The organism is Pseudomonas batumici, from assembly GCF_036585405.1.
Taxonomy (GTDB): domain Bacteria; phylum Pseudomonadota; class Gammaproteobacteria; order Pseudomonadales; family Pseudomonadaceae; genus Aquipseudomonas; species Aquipseudomonas batumici.
Window position 1 is genome coordinate 6,515,456 of sequence record NZ_CP144470.1, and the last position, 23,934, is coordinate 6,539,389.

The following is a 23,934-nucleotide window of genomic DNA, read 5'->3' on the forward strand; positions in this document are numbered from 1 at the left end:
TCTGATGGGAAAGGACGCTGAAACGCTTCAGTGCATGGGCCTGTTTTATCACGAAACAGCTTAGTCCCGTCCAGCGCAAACGACAGGCTGGTGTGCCGGCGGTTGAAGCCTGTCCGTGCTGGCCGCAGAATGGTGTTCATTTTTCATTTTCAAGGCGACCTTCATGACGCTGGCAACGTTGCTCCTGTTCCTGATCAGCTCGGCGGCGATCATCGCCATGCCCGGCCCGACGGTGCTGCTGGCTTTGCACAATGGTTCCAACCACGGCGTACGGGCGGCGGCCTGGGGCATGGGCGGGGCGGTGCTGGCCGATGCGCTGCTGGTGACGGCGGTGGCCTGTGGCCTGGGGATCCTGCTGCAGGCCAGCGAGACGCTGTTCCAGGCGGTGAAGTGGGTGGGGGCGGCCTATCTGGTCTGGCTGGGCTGGAAAATGCTGCGTTCGACCGGGACCTTGGCCGAACTGCCGGCCCAGGAGGGTTCGAACCGCTCCATCGGTTTGTTCATGCGCTGTTTCGTGGTGGCGCTGACCAATCCCAAGGCGTTGCTGTTCATGTCGGCGTTCCTGCCGCAGTTCATCGACAGCACGCAACCGCAGCTGCCGCAATATGCCGCGCTGGCCGGGGTGCTGACGTTGCTCAATGTCAGCATCATGTCGTTTTACGCGCTGTGCGGCGCGCGCTTGTTGAGTCGGTTGCAGGGCGGGCATCTGCGGGCGTTCAACCGGGTGACCGGTGGTTTGCTGATGACCTTGGGCGGGGTGTTGGCGTTTTATCGGCGCGGCGCTGCGGCCTGACGGGCGGGATTGTTCTTGAGGGCCCCTTCGCCGCACCGCCGCGAAGGGGCCAGTAGCCTTGACTAAACCTTCGGATCCTCGTGCTGTTTGAGCGGATGCGCATATTCAGGCTTGAGCTTGCCGTCCTTGTCCAGCAGCCAGGCATCGAGAATCTCCCGCACCACGGGACCGGCCACCCGACCACCGGCTTCGCCGTTCTCGATCATCACCGAAATCACGATCTGCGGGTCTTCCGCCGGGGCGAAGCCGACGAACAGGGCGTTGTCGCGATTACGCTCCGCGGTCTTCAGGCGGTCATAGCGCTCGCCCTGCTTGATCGCCACCACCTGCGCCGTGCCGCTCTTGCCGGCGATGCGGTACTGCGCACCCACCGCCGCCGCCCGGGCGATACCGCGCGGATCGTGCATCACCAACTGCATGGCGTAGTTGACCTGCTCCCATTCCTTGGGGTCACGCAGCACGATATTGGGAATCGGGTGCTCGTCCACCGGCGCGACCTGGCCGATGCTCCGGGCCAGGTGCGGGCGATTCCACACGCCCTTGTTGGCGATCAGCGTGGTGGCCTGGGCCAGTTGCAGCGGGGTGACCTGCATGTAGCCCTGGCCGATGCCAAGGATCACCGTCTCGCCGGGGAACCAGGCCTGGCGCCGGGTCATGCGTTTCCATTCGCGTGACGGCATCAATCCCGGTGCTTCCTCGAACATGTCCAGCGACACCTTCTGCCCGACGCCGAACTTGTTCAGGTAGTCGTGCAGGCGGTCGATGCCCAGCTTGTTCGCCAGGTCATAGAAGTAGGTGTCGTTGGAACGCATGATCGCCGCGTTCAGGTCGACCCAGCCGTCGCCGCTGTGGTTCCAGTTGCGGTATTTGTGCTCGACATTGGGCAACTGGAAATAACCGGGGTCGAACACCCGGGTGCTGGGGGAAATCACACCGCTGTCGAGGCCGGCGATGGCCACTTCCGGCTTGATGGTCGAGCCGGGCGCATAGAGCCCGCGCAGGGCCCGGTTGAACAGCGGACGGTCGATGGAATCGCGCAGGGCCGAATAGTCCTTGGCGCGGATCCCGGTGACGAACAGGTTCGGATCGAAGCTCGGCTTGCTGACCATCGCCAGCACATCGCCGGTCTTCGGATCGATGGCCACCACCGAGCCGCGGCGATCGCCCAGGGCCTTCTCGGCGGCCTCCTGCAGATGGACATCCAGGCTCAGGACAATGTTCTTGCCGGGAATCGGATCGGTGTGCTTGAGCACCCGCATCACCCGGCCCTGGGCGTTGGTCTCGACTTCCTCGTAGCCGACGTGGCCGTGCAGTTCGTTTTCGTAGAAGCGCTCGATGCCGGTCTTGCCGATGGACTGGGTGCCCCGGTATTCCACCGGGTCCAGCTGCTTGCTTTCCTTTTCGTTGATCCGTCCGACATAGCCCACCGAATGGGCGAAATGATCGCCCAGCGGGTAATGCCGGACGAACTGCGGCTCGACCTCGATGCCCGGGAGCTTGAACTCGTTCACCGCCAGCAGGGCAATCTGCTGTTCGGTCAGTTCGTAGAGCAGGGTGACCGGCTCGAACGGGTGGCGCGACTGCTTGAGGATCTTGGCGAACATCGTCCGGTCTTCTTCCGGCAGATTGAGCACGCTCATCACCGTGTCCAGCACCTGGCCGACGTCACCGGCGCGTTCGCGGGTCAGGGTCATGTTGAAGCTGGGCTGGTTGTCGGCGAGCACTTCGCCGTTACGGTCGAAAATGAACCCGCGTTCCGGCGGGATCGGCAGGACGTGGACGCGGTTGTTTTCCGAGACGGTGGAGTTATAGGAAAACTCGGTGACCTGCAGGAAATACAGGCGGCCAACCAGGCTGCCGGCCAGTGCCAGGACCAGGATGCCGCACGCCAACAGGCGCTTGTTCACCAGGCGCTTTTCGTTCTCGTGATCCTTGATATGAATGGGATCGGACATCAGGAACCTGTCTTGTGCAAAGAAAATTGAATATGAAAAAGTCTGCTAAGACGAAAGATGCATAGGTGGCTATTTAAATCGGCGCACACGATACCAAGAAGCGCCGGATTTAGGGGCTTTATTGATGGCTAACCGCTAAAAGGTGGGCTCTGGGGAGGGTTCTCAGGCAGGGGCGGTTAGCGGGCCGACCGGGCCCGCTGCCGCGTGCGGCCACAGGCCTGGATGGTGACGGTGGATCAGCTTTTCCAGTCATCGGCGACTTTGAGCCAATGCATTGAGGCTCTTGATGACTCGCCATGGGCATTTTTGCTATAGACGCAAAGCTTGGCTTCTTCCTGCGTGCTGTTCCAACTCGCCAGAAGGACCCACGGTTCACGAGCACGGCGGTGCATTTCGTCATAGCCCTGAGGATCATCGCAATCCACCTGTGAGGCTGGGCCTGTTTTCGAATAGATCTGCGCATAAGTGGGCGGTGAAAAGTAGGTGGATGCAAACAGGTTATAAATCGCTGGCTCGGAGACGTTATCGCGCTCGGTGGCGATATCGACGTTCGGCGGTTCATTGCCGTGATCCAGCAAGTCGACCCACATCGATTGATTATTTTTCATGATGCCGTGGAAGGGGCGCTGCTCGGAAGTCTCAACACCGATGATGCATAACCAATGGCGACCCTTTGTCGTGCCGATTGCCTTATTGATATAGGCATTGTCGGCACTGATAGCCTCACTGTAGCCATGGGGGCTCTCGCAAGGCGATGTCAATGAGCGCTCGATTTTGTAGCGATAGAAAGGCGTGCTGATGGAAAATTTCAGATCCCAGGATGGCATGACGGCTTCCAGGCCTTGATCTGGTTTGGCGGGCAGGAAGTTTTGCCGGTGTTGTGGGGCGATGGCGTCAATATCGTAGACTGGAAATAAGCTGCAACGGGTGATTGAGGGATCAAACTGACCGGATGTAAAACATCCTTGAAGGGACTGAATGGCAGAGCCGTATACCTCCGAGTCACCAAAGGCACCATTCAGGACCCCCACGATTTTACCCGTCTCGCGCTCCACGATGGGGCCACCGGATGCCCCCCTTCCAATTCTGCGGCACTGAGCATTGAGACTGTTGAGCAGTATCCTCGATTCCTCGTTATTATCGATGTAAACATCCTTTGCGGGCGCCAGCGTACAGAGGGATTGATGCAAGAAATCCCCCCCAGGGGCGCCGATTATCGCAATGGCGCTGCCAGGTTCCGGACGCGAGCCGATACTGAGTGGCTGGATACCCGCGTCGATCAGTTCTGTCAGCGAAGCCTCCAGTTCGATCACGGCAAGGTCGATGCCGCGTACGCTGCTCCAGTTGATTTTTTTCAGTGTGTAGGTTTTTATCTGCTCGATGACATCGCGGAAATAATTGAACTCTATCGTGAAATCCATAATTTTATTTGTGAGGATTAGGTCCGTGATGATTCTTTTTTGAGTGCCGCTGACGCAATGTCCAGCGGTTACCAAATAGGCGGGTTGCGCGGTCGCCTCATGGCGATAGCGGGTATCAATCAATGTGGCCGTGCAATTGCCTGCCAGTCGGCCAACACCGCTCAAATGCCGACTTTCCCCATTTTCATTTTTGAGGGCCAGACGGGGAGGAATGAAGTTATCTTCTGTTTCAAAGGCGGCGGCATAAAGTGAAGGCGTCAGAAGGTTGATATATAAAACAAGGCCCGTGGTCAATAATGCACGCATGGTCTATTCCTTTAGGTTTTGCGGTGTGTTCGATATCATGTGAGCGGTGATTGAAAGCGATCTAAGCACATAGGATTTTTATGTGTGCGATATATAGTTGTAGGCACCCCCGTGAACGAAATCATCCAGTGGTCCGTATAGGTAGTTCATTTACCTGAAGGTCTCATATTATTGATGGCCCTGCGTTATGCCTCGGAGATGTTCCTCAGCCCCTGGGCGGTCGGGCGGCGTTAGCTGATTGGTACTGCACAGATCAGCCGGAATGGACCTTTCCATTGTCCGTCGCCGACCTTAGCCTCAATGGCGTGATGAGTGCCGATCACCCCTGCCAGGAGCTGACCATGCCGACCCTTGAAACCCTCGAACGCTTTATCGCCCAGGTCGAAGCCAATGCCCACGCCGAAGCGGTCGAAGCCTTCTACACCGCCGACGCCTCGCTACAGGAGAACCAGGAACCGCCGCGGGTCGGGCGTGACTTTCATGTCGCCAAGGAGCGGGTGGTGATGTCCCGGGCGCGCTCCGTGACCTCGACCTGTGTGCGCCCGGCCTTTCTCAATGGCGATCATGTGGCCATTCGCTGGATTTTCCGCTTCGAATGGGCCGACGGCAGCGTCACCCGCCTGGAAGAAATCGCCCACCAGCGTTGGGAGGGCGAGCGTATCGCGCAGGAGCAGTTTTTCTACGATCCGCAACAACGCATACCTGTCCCTCGAGCACTCGATTGAGTGCCACATAGCGGGCTGTCAGCGCGAAGGCGCGGTGCGAGTCGTGTCGCTGGGTGGTCTAGCCTCTTCGCACAACCATGGAGGCGACTGCGCCGATAGCTGCGGAAGAAAGGAGAAACAAGCTGGCTCTTTGCGATCACGCGTGTTTAAGGCAAGATCCGCACTTTTGTTCCAGGAAGGATCCGTCGCATGTCGTCCGCCATACAGCTAGCCGCACAACACATCCGTCAGGGCGTCAGGGCGGCAACCGAAGGACTGGTCGGACGCGAACAGTTGGCAGAGCTGATCGTACTGGCCGCCGTGGCCCAGGAGCATTTGCTGGTGGTTGGTCCTCCGGGGACGGCCAAGAGCGCAGTGGTGCGGCGCGTGGCCCAGGCCATGGGCGGGCGCTATTTCGAGTATCTGCTGGGGCGCTTCACCGAACCCTCTGAGCTGTTCGGCCCGGTGGACCTGAAGAAACTCCGCGAAGGCACGGTCGAGACCGATGTCAGCGGCATGCTGCCCGAGGCAGACATTGTATTCCTCGATGAGGTCTTCCTGGGTTCGACCGCGATTCTCAACACCTTGCTCGGGGTGCTTAACGAGCGTCAGTTCCGGCGCGGGCACACCCGGATCAAGTGCCCGTTGCGAATCTGTGTGGGGGCTGCCAACGGCTTGCCTGACGATGAAGCGCTGGCCGCGTTCGGTGATCGCTTCCTGCTGCACCTGTTTGTCGACGCGGTGCCGGACAACCAGCTTGAAGCCATGCTCAGCGGTGGTTGGCAGTCCGATCGGCTGCCGGTTCGGCAACTGATGAATCTGAGTGAACTGGACACTTTGAGCCAGGCGATGCAGGACGTCGATATGCAGTCGGTCCGGCCAGCCCTGGCGAATGCCATTCGGCGACTTCGGGCAGCGGGTATCCAGCTGTCCGACCGGCGTATCGTCAAGTCCCAGCGGCTGATTGCCGCTGCGGCCTTGCTCGGCGGCCGCCTGCAGGCCACCGAGGCGGACCTTTGGCCGTTGTTGTACGCACTGGCGACCAAGGAAGCACAACAGCATGGTCGCGAAGTGCTGCGCGAAGTTCTGCAACTGTCGAGCAACAGCAATCTGTTCAGTGCAGTGGAGGAGGCGACCCTGCAACCCTTGTCCCGCGCCAGCCGTCTGCTGGAAGCCGCGCAGCATTGTTTGCTACGGGCATCCTCTGGAGAGGCGCTGGACCCTGCCGAGTCCGAGGCGGTGTTGCGCGAGATCGATGCGAACTTCTCGGCAGACAGTATGCCGCCTGAGTTGCTGGGCCTGAGGGGGCTGCTGGTCAAGCAACTGACGCCTGCGACATGAACCGAGCGCTGCCAATGAGTTGGGGCTGGACGCCCCAATCCGAGCCCGGGCCAGCTGTGGCGGCAGTGGCCTGGGGACTTGTGGCCAGGGATCTGCATGCTCGCCTGTCGGCGATGAGCGCCCAGCAACTCCGGGGGCTGCAAGCGACCGCCAACCGCGATGTGCTGATTGTCAGCGCAGAAGCCTCGCGCTTGCCCTGGGTGGCGGGCGTCGAATATGCCTGCCTTTGTGAACATGCCCCGCAGCTGTGGCGACCGAGTCTCTGGCAGCCGGACTGTGCGATTGATCTGCTGGCCCAGGCACTGACGGCGAAATTCAATCGTCAGCCACTGCTGCTCTGGCATCAGCCGGCAGCCTGTGTACCGCTGGATCGATTGCTGCCGGTCAGTGCCGAATGGTTGGCGCGCATCGATGCCTACTGGCGCTAGCGGCATGCCTGGCTTTTTTATTCTTCCACGGACGCTCTGGCGTCCGGCTTCGTAGGTCCTCCATGCAGTTACCCGAATCCTTGCAACCCTGGCGTCAATGGCTGGAGTGGTTTGCCCCTGAACTGGTGCCAACTCTCGGGGCCTTGCTGGGTTGCATCAGCCCGCTGCTGGGGCCCTTCAAGGGAGCACAGCAAGGCGGTGTCCCGGAACCGGATGGCCTGGGTGACTTGCGCCAGCGTGGCTCCTACGAACGGCTGCTGACCAGCGAGTGGTTGCTGGCCGATGAGTTCGCCGACGAGTTCCTGCGTCGTGCTTCCAGCGGCGAGCATCTGTTTCTCGCGCCCGAGCTTCGCGCAAGGCAGGCCTCACGGCTGATCGTGGTGCTGTTCGATGCCGGTCCACTGCAACTGGGCGGTGCCCGCCTGGTTCACCTGGCGCTGATGATTCTGCTGGCCCGACGAGCGGCCGAGCACGGTGCACAGTTTCGCTGGGGTGTCTTGCAGCAGGAGCCCGAGTTGTTCGAGTTGCATTCATCTTCGCAGTTGCGCCGACTGCTCGATGCGCGGACCTATACGGTGGTCACCGAAGTTCACTGGCAGCGGTGGCAGACAGTTTTGGCCGAGTATCCCGAGGCGGCGAGCGAGTGCTGGTTGGTCGGTCAGCGCTTGCCGGCGGTCACGAGTTCCCGGGTCGAGGGCGTGCGCGTTTTGCAGATCCAGCAGGGGCTGTTCGGTGAGGCACTGGAGTTGCAGGCACAGCCCTCGGGAACCGCGCCGATCGTCCTGCCACTACCCGACGCGGCAGCAGGCCAACGCCTGCTCAAGGGCCAGTTTGTGAATGAGGTGTCGGTCGAGGCGCACATCGCTACGTCGGAGCGAATCTCGCTAACCTCGCCGCCGCTGATTTCCAGTGCCGGTACCCATGTCGCGGTCCGCTTGCTGGATGAGCCGGGCCTGTTGGTCTACGCGATCCCCCGGGCGGGGCAGAAAAAAAGCGCCAAGTTCAAACGGCAGCTCTGGCCGCGCGGGGCGACGCCCTTGAGTGTGGTCCTGCAGAATCGCCAGGCCGGCGCGGTCCTGAGTGTTGGCGACCAGTTGCGCTTCTGGCAATTGCCACGCATAGGCGCGGTCAGTCGCCCACCCCGGGAGGAGCTGCTGGCGCCGGTCGGTACGGCAACGCTGCTCCCGGCGGTCTACCTGCGAGACTCCCGTCATAGTCGGCTGTTCATGCTGACGAGCGATCGAACCCTGGCGTTCTGGATGACGCCCAGTGATAAGAGCCTGAATGCGGTTGCTCCCGATATCACTCACTATCTGGATCGGGATGTGCTCGGTATGGCTCGGATCAATGATGAGGTGCTGGTCTATGCCAGTCGCAGTGCCGGCCAGTTGTGTATTCGTCACGTGACCCTCAACGCGACACAGTATGACTCCTATGCTCTGGGCGAAGGTAGCGAGGCGACGCAGGTGCTGTTTTCCAGTCTGCCGTTCTGGCGTCGGCGTTTCGGCTCTTGTGCTGTGCAATATGGTCATGGCCGGCGGGAAAACTGGACACTGTTCACCCACGACAGCCATCCTCAACCGCTGGCCCGTCTCGAACTGGCTCCGGGCTGCAAGGCCATCGGGTTGTTGCATGAAGTCGAGGGCGAGCAGCCTGCGCTGGTGGTCATTGGCAGTGACGAGACAAGCGTGCTGCTGGTCAAGAGCGGACAGACCCAGGTGCTCTTCACGGCGACCACGAAAATTCTACGGGTCAGCTTCTGTCCGGACTCCACGATATTGGCATTGATCACCGAGGCCCGTGAGTTGGTGGTTTACGCTGTCAGCGAACGGCAGGTACGTCTGAAGGTACAGAGCAACCGTAAGGAGCAGGTCGATGGGTGACATCCTTGAGCTGTCCGTCAAGCGTCCTGGGTTGGTTGGCTGGCAGTCGGTCGGAGCGCTGTGGTTTCCCCGCGACTGGTTCGACGAAGTGACCAGCCAAGTAGAGATTGTCCGGCATTGGCGGCCAGGTGCTCGCGCCTATCGTTTTGCCGACGGTGATGTCCTGTGTTTCAAGGTTGCCGAATCAATGCCCTGCGACCGCCTCAAGCCATGGCCGTTGATCCGTCAGGGGCAGGCTTGGAGTTCGGCGTTGCTTGAGTCGGACGAAATCAGTGCACTGCCGCTGGCGGATCTCTGGTTGATTCGTGGTGCCCGGGTCCAGGCGTTGAACCTGGCCGATGGAATCGAACTACAACCGGGCCAGTGGTTCGATATCGAGCGTTATGGTCTGCTGGAAACCTATGACTGCCGGGAAGCCCTGCCCGAACCAGTGCTGCAAGCCTGGGAATCGCAGGACATTCGCCAAGTGCTGGGGGAGGTGATTCCTGCCCCCAGCGCCGAGCGGGAGGCTGTCGCCAAGGCGTTTAAAACTGCCGGTACCGCGACCCGTCAGGCACCCGTCGCGGCGGTGAAGGTTCCGAAGGTGGTACGAGCGAGCGAGGGGCTGAAGGTCTCGGTTCGTACCTGGCTGTTGTCGGGACTGGTCATGCTGGCGATGCTGATTTCCTATTGGCAGGATGCGGCTCGCCCGGCATCGCTCTCTACCCCCCGATCGCCGCTTCTGAGCGAGTCTTCGGCGGGGGCCGGCTTCAACCCGTCCTTGTTCCTGGGCTGTGTGCTGTTTGTCGCCCTGGTCGTGTGGTTGGTGCGCTTGTCCACCAGGCGACTACGCCAGGGCACGCGCGCACAGACTCGACAAGGTGCTGTCGCAGCCGCTGCCTCGGTGCCTGAACGCAAGCGGCGAGGTCAGGTCAGGCCGTCACTTTGGCGCCAGTGGTTGGAGCGTATGGCCGTGGCCTCGCAGTTCAACCGTTTACTGGAGCGGCGCCAGGCTGCCTATATGAAGCGCATGCTTGAAATGTTCGAGAGCGGCAATATTGCCGAGGCGCTGCACTACGCGATTCCACTGGGCAGTGACCAAGCCTGGAGCGGGCGGGCCTTTGGCACGCCAAAGCGCCGTGACCAGTTGACCGTGGGCAAGGCGCGAGGCCCTGCGGCCAGCCTGGAACTGGCGGACGGGCTCAGGGAGCATCTACGCCGGACCTACCGCCAGACATTCGAACGCCTGGATCGCCAGGGGCGGATCGAAGAAGCGGTTTACGTCCTGGCGGAGCTGCTGCATGTGCGCCAGGAAGCGTTGGACTATCTGGAAAAACACCAGCGCTATCCACAGGCGGCGGAATTGGCACTGACCTGGGACTTGCGACCGGCGATGATTGTCCGGCTGCTGTGTCTGGCAGACGACTGGCAACGAGCCGTACAGGTTGCCCGTCGCGACCGTGCGTTTGCCAACGCGGTCCTGAGTTTGCAGGATCGCTGGCCGGAAGCCGCCGAGCGATTGCGCATCGAGTGGGCCGAGATGTTGGTCGGCCAGGGGGATTGGTTGGAGGCGGTGGAAGTGATCTGGCCGCTGCCAAAGTCCCGCGAACGCGCCCGGCAATGGCTGCTCAGTGCCGAGGCGGCCGGCGGCGGGCTGGCGGCAGCGGCACTGGCCAAGCGGGCGGTACTGCTGCCCGACACCCTGGAGGTCCATGAGCCTTACCTGCGTGCGTTGCGTGACGATCCGCAGCGCGGCAGCGAGCGGGCGGACCTGGCCCGGGAACTGCTCAAGGTTTCTCCCGCAGCGGGCAAGGTGCGGTCGATGGCGGCTGCGATTGTCCATGGGGTGCTGGCGGACCACGCCGGTGGCCATCCGGGGCTCACTCCCAAGGAGCTTGCTGCCCTGGTGAAATTGAGTGGTGATGAACTGTTGAGGCTGGACATGCCCAGTGGGGTGATTGCCCAACAGGGCGTGTCGGACCTGGCGACGGTTATTATTCCCACACCCCACTGGTCGGCGCCGCCACCGGGCAGCTACTCACTGTATGACGCCGTCCCACTGAACGATGAAGGGTATCTGGTGGCACTGGGTGAGTCGGGCGCGGCGATGGTTGATCGCTCCGGCAGCCTGTGCCAGCGCTTCGCCGTGCCTGCGCAGCGCCTGGTCATCAGCAAGAATCGCCGGGTTGCCCTGGCCCTGGTCCGGCGCGATGAGTTGTGGCGTGTCAGCAAACTGGACCTGGTGACCGGTAGTGCCACGGACCTGGGGGTTCTGGCCATGGACTTCTTTGCCAGTACCTTCGAGGGGGTGGCCTGGACCATCGCCACCCGCAAGCAGGTGCGGGTGGTGGATATCGACAAGGAGCTCGCTACGCTCTGGCATGTCAGCGACTTGCCCGGCCCGCTGGTACATTTCGACGCCACGGATATTCGGGAACATTGGTTGCTCCAGCTGGCGGACGGCACTTTCGAACGCTGGAACTACAGCCTGCCCGAGCGCCGCCTGCTGAGTCGCGGTGCTGCGCCCAAGCCGATCCGCGGGGATATTTCATGGCAGTTCTACAGCTTTGGCGAATACCTCGAGTGCTGGTTCGAGGCGCCGGCAGAAGATCAGCAGGAACTGGTGGTCAATGATGAGCAACGGTTGCGGCGTTTTCGCTTTCCCGAGATCACGGAGGATCTGCAGCCTCAGATATTGTCTGACCGACAATGGCTGGTGGTCGGGTTTCGCGTGTCGTTGCAGCGAATGCGCTGGCATTTCATGAACCGTAGCTCGTCGCAGTTGTGTGCCATTCTGGACTGGGGCCAGGGACAGGACGTGGCCGTGCGCCGCCACGGGGCGGACTGGATCTTCACTGACTCTGACGGCCGGCTTTTCCATGTCAATGTGATCACCAGTCGGGTTCGAAACCTGAGCATTCATTGAGGGCTTGCCTGCCCGTGGAGAGCAGGCCGCGCTGTTTTTATTCTAACGGCGCTCATTGGCTGATCGGCTCGGCATCCGTCAGCAGAGCGTCTAGACTCTATGGCCTCTTCGACACGCGGAGCCACCATGTCCGATTTCACTGAAACGCCGGTACTGTTGTTCTCCTACGGCACCTTGCAGGACAAGGCCGTGCAGCTCTCCAACTTCGGCCGCGAACTGGTGGGCGATGCCGATCGCATGCTCGGCTACGCGCAATCCTGGGTCGAGATCACCGATCCCCAGGTCCTCGCCACCAGCGGCAAGACCCACCATCCCATCGTGCGCCCCAGCCGCAACCCCGAGGACAGCGTGAGCGGCATGCTGTTCCGGATCACCGCCGAAGAGCTGGCGGCGGCGGATGCCTACGAAGTGTCGGACTACCGGCGGGTCTCGGTCCGACTGGCCTCCGGCCTGGATGCCTGGGTCTATGTAAGCGCCTAGTACAAAGCTTGCGACCTTCGGTGACTACACAAAAGCGGTCACCGACGGGTATGCTTTTGCGGCAAGGTTACAGCTTGATCGAGGGAGCGGATTCATGGACAAAGTCATCGTCATCACCGGCGGCAGTCGTGGTATCGGCGCCGCCACCGCATTGCTCGCCGCGCAGCAGGGTTATCGCATCTGTATCAACTACCTGGCGGACGAGCCGGCGGCCCTGCGGGTGCTGGAGCAGGTCCGCGGACTCGGCGCCGTGGCCATTGCCGTACGCGCCGATGTCAGTATCGAGGATGAGGTGATCCGCCTGTTCAACCGGGTGGACGCCGAACTGGGGCCGGTCACCGCCCTGGTCAACAATGCCGGGACCGTCGGGCAGAAATCCCGGCTCGATGAAATGTCCGAGTTCCGTATCCTGAAAACCCTGAAGACCAACACCCTGGGGCCGATCCTGTGCGCCAAGCACGCGGTGCGGCGCATGTCGCCGCGCCATGGCGGGCAGGGCGGCAACATCGTCAATGTGTCTTCGGCGGCAGCACGCCTGGGCTCGCCCAACGAATATGTGGACTACGCCGCCTCCAAGGGCGCGCTGGACACCTTCACCCTCGGCTTGTCCAAGGAGCTGGCAGGCGAGGGCATCCGGGTCAATGCCGTGCGCCCCGGCTATATCTACACCGAGTTCCATGCCTTGAGCGGCGATGCCGACCGGGTCAGCAAGCTGGAATCGGCCATTCCCATGGGCCGTGGCGGTCGTGCCGAAGAAGTGGCCGAAGCGATTGTCTGGCTGCTCTCGGACAAGGCCTCCTACGCCACCGGTACCTTCATCGACCTGGCGGGTGGACGCTGAGTCGGTTTTTGCGCGAGGAACGTCGCTCGGGCATATAGGCCTGTCGGTCGTACGTTCCACACTGTAGGGCCGGAGCCAGGGCCTTGCCTGGCTCCGGTCGACCTTACAGGGGACCCCGAATGACCGTTATCTTTCGTCCGGCGCTGCGCTCGGACGCCCGCGAGATTGCCCGCCTGTTCCAGATTTCCTCGGAAGGGGCGTCCGACTACATCTGGAGCCAGTTGGCTGAAGGCGCCGAGTCCCTGCTGGATGTCGGCGCGCGGCGCTATGCCCGTGAAGGCGTAGATTTTTCCTATGAGAATTGCCTGATGGCCGAGGCGGATGGCCAAGTCATCGGCATGCTGCACAGTTATCCGATGCTGCATGACCCGGATGCAACGCCGAGCACCGATCCGGTCCTGGCGCCGTATGCCGACCTGGAGATTCCCGACACCCTCTATATTTCCAGCCTGGCCTTGCACGAGGGCTGGCGCAACCAGGGGCTGGGGGCGCGTTTTCTCGAACACGCGCGCCAGCGCTGCCGGGCCCTCCAGCTCAAGGGCCTGAGCCTGATCGACTACGCGATGAATAGCGGTGCCTGCCGTTTCTATCAACGCCATGGCTTCACGATCGTCGGCGAATGCCAGATCGTGCCGCATCCGCTGATCCGGGTGACCGGTGCGGCGTATCTGATGCATTGGCCCCTGACCGAGGCGTCTGCGAGATAGCCTTACTGGTCCAGCAACGAGCGCACAATCCGTCCCAGGGTCTCCATGGCCTGTTCCGACACCTCGTTCCACGGGCTGCCGTAATTCAGGCGGATGCAGTTGCGAAAGCGCTGGGTCGGCGAAAAGATCGGCCCCGGGGCAATACTGATGCCCTGGGCCAGGGCGATCTGGAACAGTTTCAGCGAATCCAGCTGCTCCGGCAGCTCCAGCCACAGGAAGTAACCGCCGCTCGGCTGGCTGACCCGGGTCTGCGCCGGGAAGTAGCGGGCAATGGCCGCCAGCATGGCGCTCTGTTGCTCTTCCAGGGCATAGCGCAGCTTGCGCAGGTGGCGGTCGTAGCCGCCGTTTTGCAGATAATCGGCCAGGGCGGCCTGGGCCGGCATCGAGGCGCACAGCGAGGTCATCAGCTTGAGCCGTTCGACCTTCTGCGCGTAACGTCCCGCCGCCACCCAGCCGATGCGATAACCGGGGGCCAGGCTCTTGGCGAAGGAGCCGCAGTGCATCACCAGGCCTTCGGTGTCGAAGGCCTTGGCCGGTTTCGGCGCCTGCTGGCCGTAATAGAGTTCGGCGTAGACATCGTCCTCGATCAGCGGCACCTGATGGCGGCGCAAGAGTTCCACCAGTTCCTGCTTCTTCGCCTCGGGCAGGGTCGCGCCCAGAGGGTTCTGGAAGCTGGTCATGCACCAGCAGGCCTTGATCGGATGGCGTTCCAGGGTCTGGGCCAACACCCCGAGGTCGATGCCATCGCGCGGATGCACCGGGATCTCCACCGCCTTGAGCTTGAGCCGCTCCAGCACTTGCAGGCAGGCATAGAACGCCGGAGCCTCGATGGCCACCAGGTCGCCGGGCTCGGTGACGGCCTGGAGGCACAGGTTCAGTGCCTCCAGGGCGCCATTGGTGATCAGCAGTTCCTCCATGGGCAACATCAGCCCGCCGACCATGTAGCGCAGGGCGATCTGCCGGCGCAGTTGCGGGTTGCCCGGCGACAGGTCGGTGACCACCATGCGCGGGTCCAGCTCGCGGCCGGCACTGGCCAGGGACCGGGACAGGCGTTGCAGGGGAAACAGCGTCGGGCTCGGGAAGGCCGAGCCGAAGGGCACGGTGGCGGGGTCCTTGATGGAGTCCAGCACCGAGAAGACCAGTTCGCTGACATCCACCTCGGTGGACTCGTTGACCTGGCTGCTGATCGCCGGCTCCGAGAACGGGCTCGGCGTGTGGGCGTTGACGAAGTAGCCGGAGCGCGGTCGGGCGCGGATCAGGCCACGGCGTTCCAGCATATAGTAGGCCTGGAACACCGTGGACGGACTGACACCGTAGGTCTGGCTGGCATAGCGCACCGATGGCACCCGCTGGCCGGGGCCGAGGACGCCGGTGCGGATCAGTTCAGCGATGTCATCGGCGAATTTTTCGTAGCGTTTCATGGCAACTCTGGATTTCGAAAACACCGGAGACCTGTAGGAACCGGTGTTGATGGATCGGTATCGGTGCTCGGGATTCTAGGGCATCAACGGTTCAACGGGGCGACAAAGCGGCTCTTCGCCACGCTGTAGACGCCGGGCTCGTCGCTGTCGACCACCTTGAAGCTGACGGCCTGGGAACTGCTTTTCGGCTTGTCGGTGACCAGCGCCACCGACACCGGCAGGTCGACGATTTCACCCGCTGCCAGGCTCAGCTCGGTCTTGCCCTGCAACTGGAAGCCGTCGCTGTCCACCAGCTCCAGCTGATAGCGCTGACGCTGCTGGGTCTTGTTGATGATCTTGAGGCTGTAGATGTTCTCGATCTGGCCCAGGCTGTTTTCCCGGAACAGCCCGCGGTCCTTGCTCACGTCCAGCGACACCATGGGCCGTTCCGCCAGGGTCACGGCCAGTGCGCCGATCATGATCAGCAGCACGGCACTGTAGCCGATCAGCCGTGGGCGCAGCAGGTGGGTCTTGCCCCCCTGCAACTGGTGTTCGGAGGTGTAGCTCACCAGCCCACGGGCGTAGCCCATCTTGTCCATGATCGAGTCACAGGCATCGATGCAGGCCGCGCAGCCGATGCATTCCATCTGCAGGCCGTCGCGGATGTCGATGCCGGTGGGGCAGACCTGCACGCACATCTGGCAGTCGATGCAGTCTCCCAGGCCGACGCTGGCCGGGGCCACGTCGCGTTTACGCGGACCACGGTTTTCGCCACGGGCGGCGTCGTAGGAAATGGTCAGGGTGTCCTTGTCGAACATCACGCTCTGGAAGCGTGCATAGGGGCACATGTGCATGCACACCGCTTCACGCAGCCAGCCGGCGTTGATATAGGTGGCCGCGGTGAAAAACAGTATCCAGAACAGGCTGACGCCGCCGAGCTGCAGGGTCATCAGCTCCTGGGCCAACGGGCGGATCGGGGTGAAGTAGCCGACGAAGGTCAGCCCGGTCAGCAGGCTGATGCCCAGCCACAACGTATGTTTGGCGGCGCGTCGGGCCAGTTTGTTCGGGCCCCAGGGCGCGGCTTGCAGCTTGATGCGCTGGTTGCGCTCGCCCTCGGTGACTTTCTCGCACCACATGAACAGCCAGGTCCAGGAGCTTTGCGGGCAGGTATAGCCGCACCAGACCCGTCCGGCGAACACGGTGATGGCGAACAGACCGAAGGCACAGATGATCAGCAGCGCCGAGAGCAGGATGAAGTCCTGGGGCCAGAAGGTCGCGCCGAAGATATGGAAGCGGCTTTCGGCCAGGTCCCAGAGCACCGCCTGGCGTCCGCCCCAGTTCAGCCATACCGTGCCGAAGAACAGCAGGAACAGAAAGCCCGCGCCGCCCAGGCGCAGGTTGCGGAACAGCCCGGTGAAGCTGCGGGTGTGGATCATCTGGTCGGTGGACCGGGTCTTCGTCCTTGGACGCGAAGGTTCGAAGGTTTCAACTATCTGGACGGGGATTCTCTCGCTCATGGTCTGTCGCTCGTCAGCCTCCATCAGGCCTGGGCACTATGCCGGGCGAACTGTTTGCATAACAGGCTCAGGTATTTTAATAAAAAGCGGATCAGATGAGCGCGTGCGGGCCCCTGCGACAGGTTGTCCTACCTCGCGCCACTCCCGGCGGTCGTGCCCTGCGACGCCTGGCGCAAATGCCGGGCGGCGGCGCTGATACAGGTCAATCAAATCACCGAATCACCGTGGCCGGCGTTCACACGACGGCACTGGCCGGGCGGTGGAGGCGCATATTGCCTTGCTCCAGGGCACAGGCCTGGTTCGAGTGTTCGATATGCACGGACTTGGTGCTCTCCTTGTTTTCAGGGGAGCGCGTTCAGGGGCATGTGCGGCTGAAGCGACATTCCCGTCTATGCTTGAGGTGCGGCGCGGCCGAGCACGGTCAAGGACACCAGCGCCGGAGCAAGACGCTCGGCAGTCGGATGGAACAGGCTTTGCAATCGCTTTCAGCCTGGAGAGGGCCGCGTCTGAACGTGTCTATGGGGCGGAAAATCGCCCGGCCTGGCTCAGCGTGCCGTTGCACGACCTGAGCGGGTTGTTGAGTGAGGGAAAACCTTGTCCGGTGGAGAGCAGTGATGAGTTTGAGCAAGGAACAAGGTAAGCCCGGAAACCGCGCATTGCCCGACAGGAAGGATATCGAGGCCCTGGTACGGGCCGAACACCAGGACCCATTTGCCATCCTCGGTCCCCATGGCGACGGTGACGGCGGTCAGTATATTCGCGCCTTTCTACCGGGCGCCCTGGGCGTCCAGGCGCTGGCCCACGACGGCGACCAGGTGTTGGGCAACCTCGACTCTACCGAGGTGCCGGGGCTGTTTGTCGGTCACTTCGAGCATCGCCAACCCTATCGGTTGCGCATCCAGTGGGCCGCGGGGGAGCAGGTCTGCGAGGATCCCTACAGCTTCGGACCGTTGCTGGGGGAGATGGATCTCTACCTGTTCGCCGAGGGCAACCATCGCGACCTCAGCAGTTGCCTGGGGGCCCAGGTGACCCGGGTCGAGGGTATCGACGGCGTGCGCTTCGCGGTCTGGGCACCGAATGCCCGGCGGGTCTCGGTGGTCGGCGACTTCAATGCCTGGGACGGGCGTCGGCATCCGATGCGCCTGCGCCATCCCAGCGGTGTCTGGGAAATCTTCATTCCTCGCCTGTGTCCGGGGGAGGCCTACAAGTACGAGATTCTCGGCAGGGACGCGATCCTGCCGCTCAAGGCCGATCCCGTGGCCCTGGCCACCCAACTGCCGCCGGACACCGCTTCGCGTGTCGCCGCGCCCTTGCAGATCGACTGGCAGGACCAGGCCTGGATGCAGTCGCGTGGCGAACGGCAACGGCATGCGGCGCCGCTGTCGATCTATGAACTGCATGCCGGCTCCTGGCAGTGCGAGATCGATGAAGTCGGCGAGGTGTCACGGCAATACACCTGGAGCGAACTGGCCGAGCGGCTGATTCCCTATGTCCGGCAACTGGGCTTCACCCATATCGAGCTGATGCCGATCATGGAACATCCGTTCGGCGGCTCCTGGGGGTACCAGCCGCTGTCGCAGTTCGCGCCGAGTGCGCGCTATGGCAGCGCGGACGACTTCGCGGCGTTTGTCGATGCCTGCCACCAGGCCGAGATCGGCGTGATCCTTGACTGGGTGCCGGCGCATTTTCCCACCGATACCCACGGCCTGGCGCAGTTCGACGGCACCGCGTTGTACGAGTACGGCAACCCGCTGGAAGGTTTTCACCAGGACTGGGACACGCTGATCTACAACCTCGGCCGCACCGAGGTGCATGGCTTCATGCTGGCCTCGGCGCTGCACTGGCTCAAGCATTTCCATGTCGACGGCCTGCGGGTGGATGCGGTGGCGTCGATGCTGTATCGCGACTATTCGCGCAACGCCGGTGAGTGGGTGCCGAACCGCCATGGCGGTCGGGAAAACCTGGAGGCCATCGACTTCCTGCGTCACCTCAACGACGTGGTGGCCCTGGAGGCCCCGGGTGCCCTGGTGATTGCCGAGGAGTCCACGGCCTGGCCGGGCGTGAGCCAGGGGACCGGGCAAGGCGGACTGGGGTTCGCCTATAAATGGAACATGGGCTGGATGCACGATTCGCTGCACTACATCCAGCAGGACCCGGTGTACCGCGCCCATCATCACAACGAGCTGAGTTTCGGCCTGGTGTATGCCTGGTCCGAGCGCTTCATCCTGCCGATTTCCCATGACGAAGTGGTGCATGGCAAGCATTCGCTGATCGACAAGATGCCCGGCGACCGTTGGCAGAAGTTCGCCAACCTGCGGGCCTACCTGAGTTTCATGTGGGCGCACCCGGGCAAGAAGCTGCTGTTCATGGGCTGCGAGTTCGGCCAGTGGCGCGAGTGGGATCATGACCAGCAACTGGACTGGTACCTGCTGCAATACTCCGAGCACCTTGGCGTGCAGAAGCTGGTGAGCGATCTCAACCAGCTCTACCGCGACGAGCCGGCGCTGTACGACCAGGACGATGTGCCCCAGGGTTTCCAATGGTTGATTGGCGATGACGCGACCAACAGCGTCTATGCCTGGGTGCGCTGGAGCCGGGAAGGGCGACCGCTGCTGGTGGTCGCCAACTTCACCCCGGTGCCGCGCGAGGCTTATCGGATCGGGGTGCCGTTTGCCGGGCAGTGGAAGGAAGTCATCAACAGCGATGCGGCGATGTATGCCGGCTCCAACTATGGCAATGGCGGCGCGGTCTTCACCGAAGACCACGCCAGCCACGGTCAGGCCACGTCGCTGCTGCTGAACCTGCCGCCGCTGGCGGTGTTGATGTTGCGCCCGGAGGAGTAGCTACCAGCGCATCCGCACCCCGATGTTGCCGATGAGGCCACTCAGGCCATTGTCAGGGGAGGTGCCGCTGTAATCCCCGCTGATATACAGGCTGAGCGTCGGAGACACCCTGGCCACCAGGCCCAGACCCAGCTCCACGGTAGGGCTGTTGCGACCACTGGTGAGCTTGTCGACCGGCTCCAGGCTCAGGGTGTTGCCGCTGCCGAACGCGTACCAGAGGTTGGTCCGCAGGTAGGGTTCCAGCGGCAGGCCGTTCACTTCATAGCTGCCCTGGAGGCGGGCACCTATGCGGCCGCTCCACTGCGACTGGTCGCTGGAGGTATTCGCCTGCCCGAGCGTGTCCAGGCTGCCTTGCTGGTTGACCACCTGGGCCTGGGGCTCGATGACCCAGTACTTGCCCAGCCCGATCGGGAAACCGCCCTCCAGCGAAAACGTCGTTTGCCGGGAGGCCGCACCTTGCAGGGTGCCCTGGTCGGAGCGGCTGTAGATCGTACTCTGGCTGTTCATGGCGGTCAGGTTGACGTGCCAGCCCTGTTGTCCGGTCAGGCTCCAGAACGCCCCGAGATTATTGCCTTGGGGGCTCAGGCCGTCCGTACGCGGATCGCGGGGCGCCGTGACGAAAGCATCAGTCTGGTCCAGGGCTCCGCTGTGTCCGGTAAAAACCCCGGCCTGCAATGTCTGGCCATCGCTGTGGTTGCTGTAAAGACTGGGAATGACCAGCAGGTCGCCAAAGGCGCCGGTAAACTTCGGATCGAAGTTGCCGGCCTCGCCTTGGCCCAGTGCACGGTCGTGGAAGCGTACCGCCGGATCGGCCGCGCCGCTGTCCGGGGTAATGCCGGCGAATCGCCAGCCAGGTAATTGGCCGCTGTTGTCCAGTAGTGGCTGTCGACCGGGCGGTAAGGGTGAAGGCGCGTTGTCACGGTACCAGGGTTGGAGGTCTTCTTCGGAGGGCGCCGCCTGGATTTCAAGGGCGGAGCACAGCAAAAAGGCAGTCGAGATCGTATAAACCGTCATCCTCAGGTTGGGGTGGGCCATGAGCGTGTTCATCGGGTGTTCCTTGCTGTCGCATAGATACCTGCATTGGTGTCTCTCCTGCCCCGAACGAGGGACGGCCGAAATCATCGAGGCAAGCCTCCGGCGACCCGCTCTGGCGGGCTCCGAGGGCTGGCCCCTTGGGTTTTAAAACCGGGGGTAGTCACTTCTAGCTAAGGAGAGCTACAGGTCGGCGTCAAGGAAGTAACGCACAAATAGATCTGTTTGATTAGGCTTTGCAAGTGATTGATCAATCGGCTATTTGGTTTATTCAGGCTGGATCTGAGCGAGTCTGGAAAGAGGGGGCTTGGCCCCCAGGTCTTTCAGATGAACACCAGCTCGAATGGCTGCCGCGCCCGTTCGAGCAGGGCCGGTACCAGGGCCGGTGGCAGCCCCAGTTTCGGGTCGCCTTGCAGGTGGCTGTGGTAGGCATGCGCGGCGTGCAGCTTGCGGGCGATGCCCCAGGTGTCGAGCCGGATCTTGCGGGCCCGGTGCCAGGGGATCAGGCCTTCGTCGCGCAACGGCCGAAACCAGGTATGCACGGGGATTTCCAGCAGCGTTGCGCCGCTGGCGGCACAGGCCTGGGCGGCGGCCCGGCCGACACTGTCATGATCGGCAATCCCGTCTTCGCGCCAGGTGGTCAGCACCACGTCGTCCGGGCGCAGGTAGCGCCGCAGGAATTGACTCAAGGGCTGCTCCTGCTGCTCCAGTGCGCCGTGGCGAAAGCCGCCGCGAATCCATTTCAGCCGGTGCAGTTCCAGGCCCAGGCGCCGCAAGGCTTCGGCACTTTCCTGGGGGCAGACCACACTCAGGCGGCTTGAAGGCCACAGGGTCGAGCCGGGGTAGAGGGCGCTGCCATCGGTAATGGAGATCAGCAGCAGCGGGTGTTCGAGGGCGGCGAGCATTTGCAGCAGGCCGCCGCAGCAATGCACTTCGTCACCGGGATGGGGGGCGATCACCACCACCCGGGCGCCGGGTTGGATCAGGCGGTGCAGGCCGATGGTCGGGACACGGGCCAACTGCCGCGAGTTCCAGATCAGCGGTGCAACGTCGTTGCGTGCAGCTTGGATTCTCATGATGTTTGTCACTTCCTTGTGTGGACATGCATGCACCCTCCATCAATCCTGATGCGTCCGGTACCGCGTGGCAACCGGGTAGTGCGCGAGTGAGTATCGCCCATATGACTCGAAATGCGACTTTTATTGCTGAAGAAACGTCAGGTTTTTTCGTCACGCCGTAGTTCGAACATCACCAGCGAACGTCCGGCGAGGGTGTATTCACGGGCGAAGGCGAACCGCTCCTGGCCCTTGACCCGCGGGTCGTTGGTGTCGATCACGCAGCGCCAGTCGATGCCTTGCGGCACGGGTGGCAAGCGGAAATTGACCCCGTCGTGGTGGGCATTGACCGCGAGCAGCAAGGTCGCATCGTCGCCGCTGTGGGTAATGCCGCAGGCCCGCGCCCGCCCGTCGAGCAACATGCCCAGGCAGCGGCCGTGGCCGTCATGCCAGTGTCCGGTGGTCATTTCGTGGCCGTCCGGCGTCAGCCAGGTAACGTCCTTGCCCCCCAGTTGCTCGTTGTAGTCGCCGACCAGGAAACACCCGCGCCGCAGGATCGGATAGGCCAGGCGCAGCTTGACCAGGCGCTTGACGAACTCGAGCAGCGACTGGCCGTCGTCGTCCAGCGCCCAGTTGACCCAGCCGATTTCGCCGTCCTGGCAGTAGGCATTGTTGTTGCCGTGCTGGGTGCGGGCGAACTCGTCGCCGGCGACGATCATCGGCGTGCCCTGGGCCAGCAGCAGGGTGGCGAAGAAGTTGCGCATCTGGCGCAGGCGCAGGGCATTGATCGCCGGGTCGTCCGTCGGCCCTTCGACGCCGTGGTTCCAGGACAGGTTGTGGTTGCTGCCGTCCTGGTTGTTTTCGTCGTTGGCTTCGTTGTGCTTGTGGTTGTACGACACCAGGTCGCGCAGGGTGAAACCGTCATGGGCGGTGATGAAGTTGATCGAGGTGTAGGGGCGTCGACCGCGCCGGTCGAAGAGGTCGGCGGAGGCGGTCATGCGCTTGGCGAAGTCGGCGAGCTGGCCGTCGTCGCCTCTCCAGAACGCCCGCGCGTTGTCGCGGAAACGGTCGTTCCACTCGGCCCAGCCCGGCGGGAAACCGCCCACCTGATAGCCGCCGGGACCGCAGTCCCAAGGTTCGGCGATGAGTTTGAGCTGGCGCAGCACCGGGTCCTGGCGGCAGGCGACAAGGAAACTGTGACGTTCGTTGAAACCGTCGCGGTAGCGCCCGAGGATGGTCGCGAGGTCGAAGCGGAACCCGTCCACGTGCATGTCCGTGGCCCAGTAGCGCAGCGAATCGGTGACCATCTGCAGCACGCTGGGATGGCTCAGGTCCAGGGTGTTGCCGGTGCCCGAGTCGTTCATGTAGAAGCGTTTGTCGTCGGGCATCAGGCGATAGTAGGAGGCGTTGTCGATGCCGCGCATGGACAGCGTCGGACCTTGCTCGTCGCCTTCGCCGGTGTGGTTGTAGACCACGTCGAGGATCAGCTCCAGGCCGGCTTCGTGCAGGCGCGTGACCATGTCCTTGAATTCGGCGATCTTGCCGCTGGCCAGGTAGCGCGGGTCGGGGGCAAAGAAGGCGATGCTGTTGTAGCCCCAGTAGTTGGTCATGCCTTTGGGCAGCAGGTGCTGGTCGTCGACGAAGGCGTGAATCGGCAGCAGCTCCACCGAGGACACCCCGAGTGTGCGGATATGTTCCAGCACCTCGTCGACCATCAGCCCGGCGAAGGTGCCGCGCAGCGCGTCCGGCACCGCGGGGTGGCGCATGCTGAAGCCGCGCACATGGGTTTCATAGAGCAGGGTGCGGTCCCAGGGGACCTTGACCCGCTGGTCGTGGCTCCAGGTGTGGGCCGGGTCGACGACCTTGCTCTTGGGGACGAAGGGCGCACTGTCGCGCTCGTCGAAACTGAGGTCGGCATCGGGGTGGCCGAGGGTGTAGCCGAACAGCGCCTCGGACCATTTCAACTGGCCGACCAACTGCTTGGCGTAGGGGTCGATCAGCAGTTTGTTGGGGTTGAAACGGTGGCCGTTGCGCGGGTCGTAGGGGCCGTGTACCCGGTAGCCGTAGATCAGCCCGGGGAGGGCATCGGGCAGGTAGCCGTGGTAGATCTCGTCGGTGTACTCGGGCAGTTCGATGCGTTCGAGTTCCACTTCGCCGCTGGCGTCGAACAGGCACAGTTCGACCCGGGTGGCGTTGGCGGAAAACAGCGCGAAATTGACCCCCTGGCCATCCCAGGTGGCACCGAGCGGGAAGGGCAGGCCTTCGCGGATTCGCGAGGCCTGGGCTTTGGGTGCGGGTTCGGGATTTTTCGGCTTGGTCATGG

The 23,934-nt window shown here is 62.7% G+C and carries 17 protein-coding genes; 10 read left to right on the forward strand and 7 right to left on the reverse strand.

Features of this window, described 5'->3' with window-relative positions; all coding sequences use genetic code 11:
* The first annotated feature begins 163 nt into the window (after window positions 1-163).
* Window positions 164-793 (forward strand): LysE family translocator, encoded by a 630-nt coding sequence (locus NUH87_RS30020; protein WP_338523896.1) that lies wholly within the window; start codon window positions 164-166, stop codon window positions 791-793.
* 62 nt (window positions 794-855) lie between these two features.
* Here the strand turns inward: NUH87_RS30020 and mrdA are convergent, their stop codons facing one another.
* Together mrdA and NUH87_RS30030 are read right to left on the reverse strand one after the other, a co-directional pair.
* The gene (gene mrdA / locus NUH87_RS30025; protein WP_338523897.1) at window positions 856-2,748 is read right to left on the reverse strand and encodes a penicillin-binding protein 2; all 1,893 of its coding nucleotides are present in this window, start codon (window positions 2,746-2,748) and stop codon (window positions 856-858) included.
* Window positions 2,749-2,984: 236 nt separating this feature from the next.
* On the reverse strand, window positions 2,985-4,475 hold the full coding sequence (locus tag NUH87_RS30030) for a serine protease (RefSeq protein ID WP_338523898.1): 1,491 nt from the start codon (window positions 4,473-4,475) through the stop codon (window positions 2,985-2,987).
* Between the two features lie 275 nt (window positions 4,476-4,750).
* Here NUH87_RS30030 and NUH87_RS30035 point away from each other — a divergent pair, with 275 nt between their 5' ends.
* The 8 genes from NUH87_RS30035 (at window position 4,751) to NUH87_RS30070 (ending at window position 13,764) form a co-directional block, all read left to right on the forward strand.
* A complete protein-coding gene (locus NUH87_RS30035) occupies window positions 4,751-5,200 on the forward strand; it encodes a hypothetical protein (protein ID WP_338523899.1) in 450 nt (149 codons plus the stop codon).
* A 189-nt stretch (window positions 5,201-5,389) separates the two neighbouring features.
* Window positions 5,390-6,520: an AAA family ATPase gene (locus tag NUH87_RS30040; RefSeq protein WP_338523900.1), complete on the forward strand. Its 1,131-nt coding sequence runs from the start codon at window positions 5,390-5,392 to the stop codon at window positions 6,518-6,520.
* Window positions 6,521-6,534: 14 nt separating this feature from the next.
* Window positions 6,535-6,948, forward strand: coding sequence for a hypothetical protein (locus tag NUH87_RS30045; protein WP_338523901.1), 414 nt, complete (start codon window positions 6,535-6,537; stop codon window positions 6,946-6,948).
* Window positions 6,949-7,010: 62 nt separating this feature from the next.
* The gene (locus NUH87_RS30050) at window positions 7,011-8,831 is read left to right on the forward strand and encodes a hypothetical protein (protein ID WP_338523902.1); all 1,821 of its coding nucleotides are present in this window, start codon (window positions 7,011-7,013) and stop codon (window positions 8,829-8,831) included.
* Window positions 8,824-11,736 (forward strand): bpX6 domain-containing protein, encoded by a 2,913-nt coding sequence (locus NUH87_RS30055; RefSeq protein WP_338523903.1) that lies wholly within the window; start codon window positions 8,824-8,826, stop codon window positions 11,734-11,736. The genes NUH87_RS30050 and NUH87_RS30055 overlap by 8 nt, the downstream gene beginning before the upstream one ends.
* 126 nt (window positions 11,737-11,862) lie before the next feature.
* A complete protein-coding gene (locus NUH87_RS30060; RefSeq protein WP_338523904.1) occupies window positions 11,863-12,216 on the forward strand; it encodes a gamma-glutamylcyclotransferase family protein in 354 nt (117 codons plus the stop codon).
* Window positions 12,217-12,310: 94 nt separating this feature from the next.
* Window positions 12,311-13,057, forward strand: a complete 747-nt coding sequence (locus NUH87_RS30065; RefSeq protein ID WP_338523905.1) for an SDR family oxidoreductase — start codon at window positions 12,311-12,313, stop codon at window positions 13,055-13,057.
* A gap of 119 nt (window positions 13,058-13,176) precedes the next feature.
* On the forward strand, window positions 13,177-13,764 hold the full coding sequence (locus NUH87_RS30070) for a GNAT family N-acetyltransferase (protein ID WP_338523906.1): 588 nt from the start codon (window positions 13,177-13,179) through the stop codon (window positions 13,762-13,764).
* 2 nt (window positions 13,765-13,766) lie between these two features.
* Here NUH87_RS30070 and mapR read toward each other — a convergent pair whose 3' ends face one another.
* Entirely contained in the window at window positions 13,767-15,185 is a 1,419-nt protein-coding gene (gene mapR / locus NUH87_RS30075; protein ID WP_338523907.1) for a GntR family transcriptional regulator MpaR, read from the reverse strand.
* An 83-nt stretch (window positions 15,186-15,268) separates the two neighbouring features.
* Entirely contained in the window at window positions 15,269-16,681 is a 1,413-nt protein-coding gene (gene ccoG / locus NUH87_RS30080; protein ID WP_338523908.1) for a cytochrome c oxidase accessory protein CcoG, read from the reverse strand.
* Window positions 16,682-17,295: 614 nt separating this feature from the next.
* Here ccoG and glgB point away from each other — a divergent pair.
* Window positions 17,296-19,524, forward strand: a complete 2,229-nt coding sequence (gene glgB, locus NUH87_RS30085; RefSeq protein ID WP_338523909.1) for a 1,4-alpha-glucan branching protein GlgB — start codon at window positions 17,296-17,298, stop codon at window positions 19,522-19,524.
* On the opposite strand, the gene NUH87_RS30090 is transcribed toward glgB, so the two are convergent.
* The 3 genes from NUH87_RS30090 to glgX all read right to left on the reverse strand — a co-directional run bounded on the left by NUH87_RS30090 (window position 19,525) and on the right by glgX (window position 23,932).
* A complete protein-coding gene (locus tag NUH87_RS30090) occupies window positions 19,525-20,571 on the reverse strand; it encodes an autotransporter outer membrane beta-barrel domain-containing protein (protein WP_338523910.1) in 1,047 nt (348 codons plus the stop codon). It abuts the gene before it with no gap.
* A gap of 308 nt (window positions 20,572-20,879) precedes the next feature.
* Window positions 20,880-21,632 carry a PIG-L family deacetylase gene (locus NUH87_RS30095; RefSeq protein WP_338523911.1) on the reverse strand — a complete coding sequence of 251 codons (753 nt, stop codon included), beginning with the start codon at window positions 21,630-21,632 and terminating at the stop codon, window positions 20,880-20,882.
* Between the two features lie 140 nt (window positions 21,633-21,772).
* Window positions 21,773-23,932: a glycogen debranching protein GlgX gene (gene glgX / locus NUH87_RS30100; RefSeq protein WP_338523912.1), complete on the reverse strand. Its 2,160-nt coding sequence runs from the start codon at window positions 23,930-23,932 to the stop codon at window positions 21,773-21,775.
* Window positions 23,933-23,934 lie beyond the last annotated feature (2 nt).